The sequence below is a fragment of the Enterobacter sp. UPMP701 genome (genome assembly GCF_053709515.1).
Map to the genome: position 1 here is coordinate 12,727 of NZ_JBSKJN010000016.1, position 14,448 is coordinate 27,174.

A 14,448-nucleotide genomic window follows, 5' to 3' on the forward strand; every position below is an offset into this window, starting at 1 on the left:
GTGGTGATGAAAGCCTTTCGCTGGTGCGTAGTGGCAGCGTTGATGCTGGCGGCGATCCCTCTTCGCGCCGCCTGCACCTGGCCTGCCTGGGAGCAATTTAAAAAGGATTACATCAGCGAGGGGGGACGTGTCATTGATCCCAGCGACACGCGCAAAATTACGACGTCGGAAGGGCAAAGCTACGCGCTGTTCTTTGCCCTGGCCGCCAACGATCGTAACGCGTTTGACCTGCTGCTGACGTGGACGCGCGATAACCTTGCCAGCGGCAATCTCAACGATCGTCTGCCCGCCTGGCTCTGGGGGCAGAAAGACAAAGAAAACTGGGGGGTGATTGATACCAACTCCGCCTCAGATGCCGATGTCTGGATTGCCTGGTCGCTGCTCGAAGCGGGGCGGCTATGGAAAGACCCGGACTATACCCGCACGGGTAAAGCGCTGCTGAAACGCATTGCCAGCGAGGAAGTGGTGAAAGTGCCGGGGCTCGGCTCAATGCTGCTTCCTGGCAAAGTCGGCTTTGCCGATGAAAACGCCTGGCGCTTTAACCCCAGCTACCTTCCTCCACAGTTAGCGAGCTATTTCACCCGCTATGGCGCGCCGTGGACCACGCTGCGTGAGACCAATCTGCGCTTGCTTCTGGAGAGTGCGCCAAAAGGGTTCTCGCCGGACTGGGTGCAGTATCAGAAAAACAAAGGCTGGCGGTTACAGCAGGATAAAACGCTGGTGGGGGGCTATGACGCCATCCGTGTCTATCTTTGGGTGGGCATGATGAGTGATAACGATCCCCAGAAAGCCCGGCTGCTGACGCGCTTCCAGTCGATGGCGGCAAAGACAATCAAACAGGGCGTGCCGCCGGAGAAAGTGGATGTGGCGACGGGTAAACGCACCGGCAATGGCCCGGTCGGGTTCTCTGCCGCAATGCTGCCGTTTTTACAACAGCGCGATGCCCAGGCGGTTCAGCGCCAGCGCGTGGCAGACCATTTTCCCGATAACAGCGCCTACTACAGCTATGTATTGACTCTTTTTGGTCAGGGATGGGATCAGCATCGTTTTCGCTTCACCGCTAAAGGTGAATTAATACCGGATTGGGGCCAGGAATGCGCAAGTTCACAGTAAATCTACTCACCTTATCGCTTGGCCTGGCGCTGATGCCGCTGGCTCAGGCCGTCAACTCGCCGCAGCAAAAACAGCTGCTGGAACAGGTTCGGCTGGGCGAATCGACCCATCGCGAAGATTTGGTCCGTCAGTCGCTCTACCGTCTTGAACTGATCGATCCGAACAACCCTGACGTCATTGCCGCCCGCTTTCGCTACCTGCTGCGCCAGGGCGATAACGCCGGTGCGCAAAAAGAGCTGGATCGCCTGAAAGGGATCGCCCCGGACTCCAGCGTGTACCAGTCCTCACGCAATACTATGCTGCTTTCCACCCCGGATGGCCGCCAGCAGTTACAGCAGGCGCGCTTACTCGCCACCACAGGACATACGCAGGAGGCGATTGCCGCCTATGACAAGCTCTTTGACGGCAACCCGCCGGGCGGCGACGTCGCGACGGAATACTGGAATGTGGTGGCGAAAGATCCTGCCCGTCGCAATGCGGCCATTAACCAGCTGAAAAAAATAAACAGCAGCAGCCCCGGGAATACGCAGCTCCAGACGACGCTGGCCCAGCTTCTGTTCCAGAGCGGACGCCGCGATGAAGGCTTTGCGGTGCTGCAGGAGATGGCTAAATCCACCGGCGGCCGCAGCCAGGCGTCTGACATGTGGTACGACCAAATCAAAGATCAGCCTGCCAGCAGCGCCAGCGTTAGCGCGCTGCAAAAATACCTGACCGTCTTCAGCGACGGCGATAGCGTTGCGGCGGCGCGCGCCCAGCTTGAGGCGCAGCAAAAACAGCTCGCCGACCCGGCGTTCCGCGCAAAAGCGGAAGGGCTCGCGGCGGTAGATGCCGGGCAGGGGAGTAAGGCGGTAGCCGAGCTGCAAAAAGCCGTCAGCGCCAACCATGCCGACAGTGAAGCGGTGGGGGCCCTGGGGCAGGCCTATTCCCAGAAAGGTGACCGTGCCCGCGCGGTGGCACAGTTTGAAAAGGCGATAGCCCTCGATCCGCAGAGCGATAACCGCGGTAAATGGGACAGCTTGCTGAAGGTCAACCGGTACTGGCTGCTGATCCAGCAGGGTGATGCGGCGCTGAAGGCGAATAACCCGGCACAGGCGGAGCGTTACTATCAGCAGGCGCGCAACGTCGACAATACCGACAGCTACGCGGTGCTGGGGCTGGGAGATGCCGCCGCGGCGCGTAAAGATAACGACGCAGCGGAGCGTTATTACCGCCAGGCATTACGTATGGACAGCGGCAACAGCAATGCGGTTCGCGGCCTGGCCAATATCTACCGCGCGCAGTCCCCGGAGAAAGCCTCGCAGTTTATTCAGTCGCTTTCCGCCAGCCAGCGCCGGAGCATTGATGATATTGAACGTAGCCTGACTAACGAGCAGCTCTCCGCCCAGGCAGAACAGCTGGAGAATCAGGGGCAATTCGCACAGGCGGCAGAAATTCAGCGTCGCCGTCTGGCGCTCTCTCCGGGCGACGTGTGGATAACCTATCGTCTCTCGCGCGATCTCTACAGCGCGGGTCAGCGCAGCCAGGCGGATACCCTGATGCGCCAGCTTGCCAGCCAGAAACCGTCTGACCCGGATCAGGTCTACGCCAACGGGCTCTATCTCTCAGGGAACGATCGGGACCGTGCCGCGCTGGCGCATCTGGATACCCTGCCGCGCAGCCAGTGGAACGGCAATATTCAGGAGCTTGCCGACCGCCTGCAAAGCAACCAGGTGCTGGAAACCGCCAACCGTCTGCGCGACAGCGGCAAAGAGCAGGAGGCGGAAAACCTTCTGCGTCAGCAGCCAGCCTCCACCCGCATCGACCTGACCCTGGCGGACTGGGCGCAGCAGCGCGGCGATCTGAACGCGGCAAAAACGACGTACAACGCGGTCCTGCAGCGTGAGCCGCAGAACGAAGACGCGATCCTCGGTCTGACCGAAATTTACAGCGCGCAGGGTAACAACGATGCCGCGCGCGCGGAGCTGGCGAAGCTGCCCGCCGCACAAAACGGCCAGCCGCTGTCGCTCAATATGCAGCGCCGGATCGCGATGGCGCAGGCGGGTCTGGGCGATTCCGCTGCCGCAGAACAGACCTTCAGTAAAATCATTCCGCAGGCCAAATCACAGCCCGCCTCTATGGAAAACGCGCTGGTGCTGCGTGATGCTGCCCGCTTCCAGACGCAAAACGGCCAGCCGCAGCAGGCGCTCGAAACGTATAAAGATGCGATGGTGTCGTCCGGCATCACCACGACGCGTCCGGTGGATAACGACAGCTTCACCCACCTGACGCGCAACGATGAAAAAGATGACTGGCTGAAGCGCGGCGTGCGCAGTGACGCCGGAGATTTGTACCGTCAGCAGGATGTTAACGTCACGCTGCAGCACGACTACTGGGGCTCCAGCGGCACGGGCGGCTATTCCGACCTGAAAGCGCATACCACCATGCTCCAGGTGGACGCGCCGCTCTCTGACGGGCGCATGTTCTTCAGAAGCGATCTGGTCAACATGGATGCCGGTACCTTTGATAACAATAACGGGACTTACGATCCTAAATGGGGTACCTGCTACGACACGCCGTGTAGCGGCAACACCAGCCAGAGCGACAGCGGCGCCAGCGTCGCCGTCGGCTGGCAGAATAAAACCTGGGCGATGGATATCGGTACCACGCCAATGGGCTTTGACGTCGTCGACGTGGTGGGCGGCATCAGCTACAGCAGCGATTTAGGCCCCATCGGCTATACCGTCAACGCCCATCGTCGGCCTATCTCCAGCTCTCTGCTGGCGTTCGCCGGGCAAAAAGATACCAATACTGGCACCACCTGGGGCGGCGTGCGCGCGACGGGCGGCGGGGTAAGCATCAGCTATGACAAAGGCGAGGCGAACGGCGTCTGGTCAAGCCTGAACGCGGAAACGCTGACCGGTAAAAATGTGGAAGATAACTGGCGCGTCCGCTGGATGACGGGTTACTACTACAAGCTCATTAATAAAAACAACGAGCGCCTGTCGGTCGGTGTTTCCAATATGCTCTGGCACTACGACAAGGATCTGAGCGGCTATTCCCTCGGTCAGGGCGGCTACTACAGTCCGCAGGAGTATGTCTCGTTCGCGTTGCCGGTGACCTGGCGTAAGCGCACGGAAAACTGGTCCTGGGAGCTGGGTGGTTCGGTGTCCTGGTCTCACTCCAAAACCAAAGACGAGCTGCGTTACCCGATCCAGAGCCTGATCCCGACCGATGAGCCAGGCCGCTACACCGACCGTGGCGCGATGGAAACCAGCAGCAGTTCCTCCGGCACGGGTTATACCGCGCGGGCGATTATCGAACGCCGGGTCACGTCGAACTGGTTTGTGGGTATGGGCGTAGATATTCAGGAAGCGAAAGACTATACCCCAAGCCATGCGCTGATTTATGTGCGCTACTCTGCTGCAGGATGGCAGGGCGATATGGACTTACCGCCGCAGCCGCTTATTCCTTACGCGGACTGGTAATCGGATTTTCCTTAATCCATTTGTAAGTCTCTCTTAATAGCGCGGCAATCGGGTATACTCAGGCGCGCCAGGTTTACACCCTGGCGCGCCCTGCGCTTCGAGTTTTGTGGAGAGTCATTTTGCGTGTCAGCCGTTCCTTAACGATCAAACAGATGGCGATGGTCTCTGCCGTCACTATGCTGTTTGTACTGCTCTTCTGCGTAATTCTGCTGTTTCATTCCGTACAGCAGAATCGCTACAACACCGCTTCGCAATTAGAAAGTATCGCCCGCTCGGTGCGCGCTCCGCTCTCTGCCTCGATCCTGAAAGGGGACATTCCCGAAGCGGAAACCATTTTAAAACGCATTCAGCCTGCCGGCGTCGTTAGCCGCGCCGACGTCGTCTTACCCAACCAGTTTCAGGCGCTGCGGATGAGCTTTATCCCGGAGCGTCCTGTCCCGATGATGGTGATGCGCCTGTTCGAGCTGCCGGTACAAATCTCTCTGCCGCTCTATTCGCTGGAACGTCCTGCCAATCCGCAGCCGCTGGCCTACCTGGTTCTGCAGGCGGACTCGTACCGGATGTATAAGTTCGTCATGAGTTGGGTCGTTACGTTAGTGACCACTTGCTTACTTATGACTCTGATCCTCAGCGTGGCGCTGACGTGGTGTATAAACCGACTCATTGTCCACCCGCTGCGCCGTATCGCCCGCGAGCTGAACGGGCTCGCGCCGCAGGATCAGCTGGGGCACCAGCTTGAGCTGCCGCGCCTTCATCACGACGACGAAATCGGTATGCTGGTGCGCAGCTACAACCTCAACCAGCAGCGCATCCAGCGTCAGCAGGATGAGCTAAACAACAGCGCCACGCGCTTCCCGGTGTCTGAACTTCCCAATAAAGCGTTTTTGATGGCGATGCTGGAGCAGACCGTTGCGCGTCAGCAAACCACGGCGCTGATGGTTATCGCCTGTGAAACCCTGCAGGACACGGCGGGCGTGCTTAAAGAGAGCCAGCGTGAAATGCTGTTGCTGACGCTGGTGGAAAAGGTGAAGTCTGTCCTTGCCCCGCGCATGGTGCTGACGCAGGTCAGCGGTTACGACCTGGTGGTGATTGCCAACGGCGTGAAAGAGCCGTGGCACGCCATCACGTTAGGTCAGCAAGTACTCACTGTCATAAATGAGCGGCTGCCGGTACAGGGTATCCAGCTTCGTCCGAGCGCCAGTATCGGCATCGCCATGTACTATGGTGATTTAACGGCGGAACAGCTGTACCGTCGCGCGTTCTCGGCGGCGTTTACCGCCCGGCGCAAAGGGAAAAATCAGATCCAGTTCTTCGACCCGGAGCAGATGGAAAAGGCGCAGCAGCGCCTGACGGAAGAGAGCGACATCCTGACCGCCCTGGACAACCGACAGTTTGCCCTCTGGCTACAGCCGCAGGTGAATTTACAGACGGGTGAAGTAAAAAGCGCCGAGGCGCTGCTTCGCGTGCAGCAGCCGGATGGCTCATGGGAGCTGCCGGAGGGGCTGATTGAGCGCATCGAATCCTGTGGACTGATGGTCACCGTCGGTTACTGGGTGCTGGAGGAGTCCTGCCGTCAGCTTGCCGCCTGGCAGGAGCGCGGCATAACGCTGCCGCTGTCGGTCAATTTGTCCGCGCTGCAGCTCATGCATCCGACGATGGTCTCCGAGATGCTGGAGCTGATCCACCGCTACCGGATCACGCCTGATACGCTGACGCTGGAAGTGACGGAGAGCCGACGCATTGACGATCCTAATGACGCGGTCGCCATCCTGAAGCCGCTGCGTAATGCCGGCATTCGCATTGCGCTGGACGATTTTGGTATGGGATACGCCGGGCTGCGTCAGCTTCAGCACATGAAAACCCTGCCGGTGGACGTGCTCAAAATCGATAAATCGTTTGTCGACGGGCTGCCGGAAGACAGCAGCATGGTGCAGGCCATTATCCAGATGGCACGCAGCCTCAACCTGCATCTTATTGCCGAGGGGATTGAAACCGAAGCGCAACGCGCCTGGCTGGCCGAAGCGGGCGTGGAGAGCGGTCAGGGCTACCTTTTTGCCCGCGCAGTGCCGCCGGATATCTTTGAACAGCGATACCTTTCTGGTGCTGACAATAACGCAAAAGTGTAATTTTGTTGCTGGCTTGTGCGAGCCAGCTCAAAGTTCTTAACATTTGTGTTTCAAATTTGAACCGCGTTTATTTCTGTCCTGTTATACGGGTGTTATTTTAGAGCCGCAGGTTAACCATAACCTTACAAAGCCTGTGGTTTTTCTTCCCAAGGACACCCTATGAAAACCTCACTCTTCAAAAGTCTTTATTTCCAGGTCCTGACAGCCATCGCCATCGGTATTCTGCTGGGTCACTATTACCCGGAACTGGGCGCGCAAATGAAACCGCTTGGCGACGCGTTCGTTAAGCTCATCAAAATGGTCATCGCCCCGGTAATCTTCTGTACGGTAGTGACGGGCATCGCTGGCATGGAAAGCATGAAGGCGGTAGGCCGTACCGGTGCAGTAGCGCTTCTCTATTTTGAAGTGGTCAGTACCCTGGCTCTGATTATTGGTCTGATCATCGTCAACGTGGTACAGCCTGGTGCGGGTATGAACGTTGACCCGTCAACGCTGGATGCCAAAGCGGTCGCGGTCTATGCCGAGCAGGCGAAGGATCAGGGCGTGGTCGCCTTCCTGCTGGACGTCATCCCTGGCAGCGTCATCGGCGCCTTCGCCAGCGGAAACATCCTGCAGGTGCTGCTGTTTGCCGTGATGTTTGGCTTTGCCCTGCACCGTCTGGGCAGCAAAGGCCAGCTTATCTTCAACGTGATTGAAAGCTTCTCGCAGGTCATCTTCGGCATCATCAATATGATCATGCGCCTGGCGCCGATCGGTGCTTTCGGTGCAATGGCCTTCACCATCGGTAAGTATGGCGTCGGTACGCTGGTCCAGCTGGGTCAGCTGATTATCTGCTTCTATATCACCTGTATCCTTTTCGTGGTGGTGGTGCTGGGCTCCATCGCCCGTGCGACAGGTTTCAACATCTTCAAATTTATCCGCTACATCCGCGAAGAGCTGCTGATTGTTCTGGGGACTTCCTCTTCAGAATCGGCGCTGCCGCGTATGCTCGACAAGATGGAAAAGCTGGGGTGTCGTAAATCGGTCGTCGGCCTGGTGATCCCGACGGGCTACTCCTTCAACCTGGACGGTACCTCGATATACCTGACGATGGCGGCGGTGTTTATCGCTCAGGCAACCAACAGCCATATGGATATTTTCCATCAGATCACCCTGCTGGTGGTGCTCCTGCTCTCGTCTAAAGGGGCGGCGGGCGTAACGGGCAGCGGCTTTATCGTGCTGGCGGCCACCATCTCTGCGGTGGGGCATCTGCCGGTGGCCGGTCTGGCGCTGATTCTGGGTATTGACCGCTTTATGTCGGAAGCGCGTGCGTTAACCAACCTGGTGGGTAACGGCGTGGCAACGGTCGTGGTCGCGAAATGGGTGAAGGAGCTGGATCACAAAAAACTCGACGATACGCTGAATAATCGCGCGTCTGATAGCAAAACGCCTGGTTTAACCTCCTAATCTTGTCACAAATGCCCGCATTCCCTTGTCGGGATGCGGGCTCCTGCGCATAATAACTGTTCATACCTGTCATAATTCGACAAGATTTTTTTTGGGTATATTTCACTGCGGACCGTGACGTTTTGCCGAACGCGCGGTCTAATCGACGTGTTTTCATCGTCATCTTTTAGAGTGAAGCGCGTCGCGAGACACTCTTTTTAACCAGGAATGTTGATCAGGGGTTCACATGCAGGGCACAAAAATTCGACTCTTAACCGGCGGTTTGCTGATGATGGCAGCAGCCAGTTATGTGCAGGCAGATGCGCTCCAGCCAGACCCGGCCTGGCAACAAGGTACGTTAGCGAATGGTTTTCAGTGGCAGGTTTTGTCCACACCGCAACGTCCCAGCGATCGTATTGAAATCCGTCTGTCCGTTAATACCGGCTCCCTTACGGAAAGCACTCAGCAAACCGGTTTTAGCCACTTTATTCCCCGTCTGGCGCTCACCCAGAGCGGCAGCTTGCAGGCAGTTCAGGTGCGTTCGCTGTGGCAACAGGCCATCGACCCGAAACGCCCGCTTCCCCCGGCTGTGGTCTCCTATGACTACACCATGTTTAACCTGAGCCTGCCAAATAACCGTAACGACCTGCTTAAAGAAGCCCTTACGTATCTCTCTGATGCCTCTGGCAACCTGGCGATTACGCCGGAAACCGTGAACTATGCGTTGAGCAACAGCGACATGGTGGCGACCTGGCCTGTGGATACCAAAGAGGGCTGGTGGCGTTACCGCCTGAAAGGCTCAACGTTGCTGGGTCACGATCCGGCGGAGCCGCTGAAGCAGCCGGTGGATGCCGAACAGGTGAAATCGTTCTACCAGAAATGGTACACCCCGGACGCGATGACGCTGATTGTCGTCGGCAATGTGGATAGCCGCGCGGTGGTTGAGCAGATCAACAAAGCGTTTGGCGATCTGAAGGGCAAACGTGAAACGCCAGCCCCTGTACCGACACTCTCCCCGCTGCGCGCCGAGCCTGTCAGCATCATGACAGACACCGTGCGCCAGGACCGCCTCTCCGTGATGTGGGATAACGCGTGGCAGCCTATCCGCGAGTCCGCCGCGCTGTTGCGCTACTGGCGTGCCGATCTGGCGCGTGAAGCGTTGTTCTGGCACGTTCAGCAAACGCTCAGTAAAAACAACGTGAAGAATATTGGTCTTGGCTTTGACTGTCGCGTGCTGTTCCAGCGTGCGCAATGCGCCATTAACGTTGAATCGCCGGGCGATAAGCTGAATGCGAATCTCGGTGTAGTGGCGAAAGAGCTGGCAAAAGTGCGGAAAGAGGGCCTCTCTGAAGAGGAATTCAACGCGCTGCTGGCCCAGAAAAAACTGGAGCTGCAGAAGCTGTTTGCCACCTATGCTCGCGCCGATACCGATATTCTGATCAGCCAGCGGATTCGCTCCCTGCAGAATCAGGTTGTCGACATTGCGCCTGAGCAATACCAGAAGCTGCGTCAGGATTTCCTCAACGGTCTGACCGTGGATATGCTCAATCAGGACTTACGTCAGCAGCTGTCGCAGGATATGGCGTTGATCCTCCTGCAGCCGAAAGGCGAGCCGGAATATGACATGAAGGAACTTCAGAAGACCTGGGATTCCATTATGGTCACCGCACCGCAGCCAGCGCAGGCGGCTACGGCGGATGATTTACACCCGGACGCGACGGATATTCCGCAGGGGCAGTAAACCGCTCACCCCGACCCTCTCCCCAAAGGGGCGAGGGTTAGGGGGAAAGGAGACTAAACAGGCATCGCCTCGCGCGGAATAATCGCCCCGCGATACTGAATCACGGTGCTGGCCGTCAGGTGACCACGCTGTGCTGCTGCTTCCGGCGTTCCCCCCGTCAGACGTACCGCCAGGTAGCCCGCGCTGAAGGAATCCCCCGCCGCGGTGGTATCAATCACTTTCTCTTTGGCCAGCTTCACAGCAGGAACCTCAACCACCGCTTCACCCGCAATCGCGACCAGGCACGACTCCGCGCCGCGCTTAATCACCACTTCTCTCACGCCAGCCGCCTGCGTGCGCGCAATCACGTCATCGACCGGTTTTTCACCCCACAGGGCATCTTCATCATCGAGCGTCAGGAAGGCGATATCGGTGCACTGTAGCATCTGCTGATAGACCTGCTGCGTCTCTTCACGGCTGGCCCACAGGCGCGGGCGGTAGTTGTTATCAAAAATCACCTTCCCGCCGTTGGCGCGGCATTCGCGCAGCAGCGAGAGCAGCTTTTCGCGGCTGGCCGGGATTAAAATTGCCAGGCTAATGCCGCTCAGATAGAGATAGTCAAACGTCGCCAGCTCTTTGCAGATGGCTGTGGCAGCGTCGCTCTCCAGCCAGAATTTGGCCGCCGCTTCGTTACGCCAGTAATAAAACGTCCGTTCGCCGGTGCTGTCGGTTTCGATGTAGTAAAGCCCAGGCAGACGGTTTTCCATCCGCTGGATCAGCGATGTTTCAACATGTTCACTCTGCCAGGCTTTCAGCATTTGCTGGCTGAAGCTGTCCGTACCCAGGGCGGTAACGTAGTTCACGGTGAGTGCCTCAGGCGCAACCTGACGGGCAATGTAAACCGAGGTGTTTAACGTATCGCCACCAAATCCGCGGCTGACTTCCGCGCCTTTTTGTGACAGCTCAATCATGCATTCGCCAATCACGGCAATTTTTTTGGACATAGTCGTGAACCTGAACAGTAGAATTTTCAGCAGTGTGCGCTGAGTGAATTAGATGGTCAACTATATTAAAACGACGTTCCATTATTTTATTTGAGCCAGCACGTGTTCCGGAAAATTTCTGTCATCTTAATTTCATTTTCGCGGTGAATTGAACATAAAGTTCTCAATTGTCGGGCCGATAACCCATTGACGAGTCCAGAAAGGCCATCCCAACAACAGGACATCTGAAATGAAGTCAGAGCAGGTTATCCAGCGGCTGAGCACTACGCCTGAGGCAAGTATTGAGAACTTGCAGGAGCATCGCTACTGGCTGCAATGTGAGCGCGCGTACACCTGGCAGCCGATCTACCGAACGGATGGTCGACTGATGGCAATTGAAATTTTGACCGTTGTCACGCACCCGTCAAATCCTTCCCAGCGTATCGCGCCGGATCGCTATTTTGCCGAAGTTGCCGTTCGCCAGCGTCTGGACGTGCTGGAAGAGCAGCTCCGTATGCTGGCGACGAAACAGGCCTTTTTCGAGCAGCATACTCTCCTCGCCTCGGTTAACGTTGATGGCCCAACCCTGCTGGCGCTGCGTCAGAACGCGAAGCTGCAGGAGCTGATCGCTACCCTGCCGTGGCTGCGCTTTGAACTGGTGGAGCATGTTCGCCTGCCGCAGGACTCCTCTTTTGCGTCGATGTGTGAATTTGGCCCGCTGTGGCTGGATGACTTTGGCACCGGTATGGCGAACTTCTCGGCCCTCAGCGAAGTGCGCTATGACTACATCAAGGTGGCCCGCGATCTGTTCATCATGCTGCGCCAGACCCCGGAAGGGCGGAATCTGTTCACGCTGTTATTACAGCTGATGAACCGCTATTGCCAGGGTGTAATTGTTGAAGGCGTGGAAACGCTGGAAGAGTGGCGTGATGTGCAAAACTCTCCCGCAGCGGCGGCGCAAGGCTATTTCCTCTCTCGTCCCGTGCCAATGGATCTCCTCGAAAGCGTCAGAACGACCCTCTGATAACCCCGCTTCCCTTTGTCTGGACTATAGTTTTACAGGACAGGTCATCAGGAAAGGGGATAACAATGACAAAAACAACCAGGGTCATTTCCTGGACTACAGGGATTTTCTTGTTGTTGATCGTGGTTGTCGTCGTCATTATTGCGACGTTTGACTGGAACCGCCTTAAGCCGACCATCAACCAGAAAGTCTCAACTGAGCTGAACCGTCCCTTCGCCATTCGCGGCGATCTGGGTGTGGTATGGGAGCGTCAGAAAGAGGAGACCGGCTGGCGAAGCTGGATCCCATGGCCACACGTCCACGCCGACGACATCATCCTCGGCAATCCGCCGGATATCCCTGAAGTGACCATGGTGCACCTGCCGCGCGTGGAGGCCACGCTGGCACCGCTGGCGCTCCTGACCAAAACCGTCTATCTGCCGTGGATCAAGCTCCAGCAGCCTGATGCGCGCCTGATCCGCCTCTCTGAAAAAAACAACAACTGGACGTTTAACCTTGCCAGCGACGGCGAAAAGGATCCGAATGCTAAACCCTCTTCATGGTCATTCCGTCTGGACAATATTCTTTTCGATCGCGGGCGGATCGTCATCGACGATAAGGTCAGCAAGGCGGACGTGGAGATCCTGGTCGATCCGCTGGGCAAACCGCTGCCGTTTAGCGAAGTCACGGGCAATAAAGCGAAAGGTGATAACGCCAAAGCGGGTGATTATGTCTTTGGCCTGACGGCAAAAGGGCGCTACAACGGCCAGCCGCTGACCGGGAAAGGGAAAATCGGCGGCATGCTGGCGCTCCGGAGCGAAGGCACGCCGTTCCCGGTGCAGGCGGATTTCCGCTCGGGGAATACGCGCGTGGCGTTTGTGGGGACGGTGAACGACCCGATGAACATGGGGGGCGTTGACCTGCAGCTTAAGTTTGCCGGTGACTCGCTGGGCGAGCTGTATGAACTGACCGGCGTACTGCTGCCGGATACCCCGCCGTTTGAAACGGACGGGCATCTGGTTGCCAAAATCGATACCGAAAAATCGTCCGTTTTTGACTACCGGGATTTCAACGGCCGCATCGGCGACAGTGATATTCACGGCACGCTGACCTACACCACCGGAAAACCACGGCCAAAACTGGAAGGGGATGTTGAATCTCGTCAGCTGCGTCTGGCCGATCTGGGCCCGCTGATCGGCGTGGATTCCGGTAAAGGCACCAAATCAAAAGAGGTCAAAAAAGACGTTCAGCCTGCGGGAAAAGTACTGCCTTACGATCGCTTTGAAACCGATAAGTGGGACGTGATGGATGCGGATGTGCGCTTCAAAGGACGCAAGATTGAGCATGGCAGCACGCTGCCGCTGAGCGATCTCTCGACGCATATCATCCTGAAAAATGCCGACCTGCGCCTGCAGCCGCTGAAGTTTGGCATGGCGGGCGGGACGATTTCCTCAAACATTCACCTGGAAGGCGATAAAAAGCCGATGCAGGGGCGGGCGGAGATCCAGGCGCGTCGATTGAAGCTGAAAGAGCTGATGCCGAACGTGGAGCTCATGCAGAAAACCCTCGGTGAAATGAACGGTGATGCTGACATTCGCGGGGTGGGGAATTCCGTGGCGGCATTGCTGGGCAGCGGAAACGGTAACCTGAAACTGCTGATGAACGACGGTCTGGTCAGCCGCAACCTGATGGAGATCCTGGGGCTGAACGTCGGTAACTTTATCATCGGGCAAATCTTTGGTGATGACGAGGTGCGGGTGAACTGCGCAGCGGCGAATCTGGATCTGGTGAACGGCGTGGCGCGTCCGCAGATATTTGCCTTCGACACGGAAAACGCGGTGATTAACGTCACCGGTACCGCCAGTATGGCCTCCGAGCAGCTGGATTTGACCATCGATCCGGAAAGTAAGGGGATTCGTATCATCACCCTGCGCTCGCCGCTTTACGTGCGCGGGACCTTTAAAAATCCGCAGGCGGGCGTCAAGCCAGGGCCGCTGATTGCGCGTGGTGCAGTAGCGGCAGCGCTTGCCACACTGGTGACGCCCGCTGCGGCGCTGCTGGCGCTGATTTCGCCGTCAGAAGGCGAGGCGAATCAGTGCCGGAATATTTTGTCGCAGATGAAGAAATAGCTCCCTTTCTCCCTCTCCCAAAGGGAGAGGGAGCCCCAGTAATTTCTCTACACGAAGCGATGAATGTTACTTCAGGAAAATGAAAGACTTGCAGCGACGCCCTGGTCCGGCTGTAAATCGCTGAGGCGTTTCCTGCAGGCCGGGGCGAGGCGCAGGGATGCGCCGAGAGGGCGGGCTTTACATGGACGTTACCTCCGCCCGTCCCCGATAAGCCGGAAGGAATTAGCCGAAGGCACCGCGAAGCGGCGATTTACCGCCGGGAGCCCGGGTTGCCAGGGCGGCGGCGATTGAGCCGCCCTGGCACGTTCACCGGTACAGGAATCACAGAGTAGCAAGGAATATAAAGTGAACGGAATGACCACTGCTGCCGTATGTTCCCCTCACCCTAACCCTCTCCCCAAAAGGGAGAGGGGATAATTCGCTGCTCGCATTAATTTGTGGGGATCCCTCAGCCCTGTGGGAGAGGGTCGGGATGAGGGCATCAG

8 protein-coding genes are annotated in these 14,448 nt (G+C 57.5%); 7 read left to right on the plus strand and 1 reads right to left on the minus strand.

The window, feature by feature from the left end; all coding sequences use genetic code 11:
* The first annotated feature begins 6 nt into the window (after positions 1–6).
* The 5 genes from bcsZ to ACWKXT_RS21705 all read left to right on the plus strand — a co-directional run bounded on the left by bcsZ (position 7) and on the right by ACWKXT_RS21705 (position 9,869).
* A complete protein-coding gene (gene bcsZ / locus ACWKXT_RS21685) occupies positions 7–1,113 on the plus strand; it encodes a cellulose synthase complex periplasmic endoglucanase BcsZ (RefSeq protein WP_454533394.1) in 1,107 nt (368 codons plus the stop codon).
* Positions 1,095–4,577, plus strand: a complete 3,483-nt coding sequence (bcsC, locus tag ACWKXT_RS21690) for a cellulose synthase complex outer membrane protein BcsC (RefSeq protein ID WP_454533377.1) — start codon at positions 1,095–1,097, stop codon at positions 4,575–4,577. The genes bcsZ and bcsC overlap by 19 nt, the downstream gene beginning before the upstream one ends.
* Positions 4,578–4,696: 119 nt before the next feature.
* Positions 4,697–6,703: a biofilm formation regulator HmsP gene (hmsP, locus tag ACWKXT_RS21695; RefSeq protein ID WP_454529502.1), complete on the plus strand. Its 2,007-nt coding sequence runs from the start codon at positions 4,697–4,699 to the stop codon at positions 6,701–6,703.
* Between the two features lie 159 nt (positions 6,704–6,862).
* On the plus strand, positions 6,863–8,149 hold the full coding sequence (locus tag ACWKXT_RS21700) for a dicarboxylate/amino acid:cation symporter (RefSeq protein WP_454529503.1): 1,287 nt from the start codon (positions 6,863–6,865) through the stop codon (positions 8,147–8,149).
* Positions 8,150–8,375: 226 nt separating this feature from the next.
* Positions 8,376–9,869: a M16 family metallopeptidase gene (locus ACWKXT_RS21705; RefSeq protein ID WP_454529504.1), complete on the plus strand. Its 1,494-nt coding sequence runs from the start codon at positions 8,376–8,378 to the stop codon at positions 9,867–9,869.
* Between the two features lie 53 nt (positions 9,870–9,922).
* Here ACWKXT_RS21705 and kdgK read toward each other — a convergent pair whose 3' ends face one another.
* Entirely contained in the window at positions 9,923–10,852 is a 930-nt protein-coding gene (gene kdgK / locus ACWKXT_RS21710) for a 2-dehydro-3-deoxygluconokinase (RefSeq protein WP_454533378.1), read from the minus strand.
* A gap of 229 nt (positions 10,853–11,081) precedes the next feature.
* Here kdgK and pdeH point away from each other — a divergent pair, with 229 nt between their 5' ends.
* Positions 11,082–11,855: a cyclic-guanylate-specific phosphodiesterase gene (pdeH, locus tag ACWKXT_RS21715; protein WP_454529506.1), complete on the plus strand. Its 774-nt coding sequence runs from the start codon at positions 11,082–11,084 to the stop codon at positions 11,853–11,855.
* A 65-nt stretch (positions 11,856–11,920) separates the two neighbouring features.
* Positions 11,921–13,963: an AsmA family protein gene (locus tag ACWKXT_RS21720; protein ID WP_454533379.1), complete on the plus strand. Its 2,043-nt coding sequence runs from the start codon at positions 11,921–11,923 to the stop codon at positions 13,961–13,963.
* The last annotated feature ends 485 nt before the right edge of the window (positions 13,964–14,448 follow it).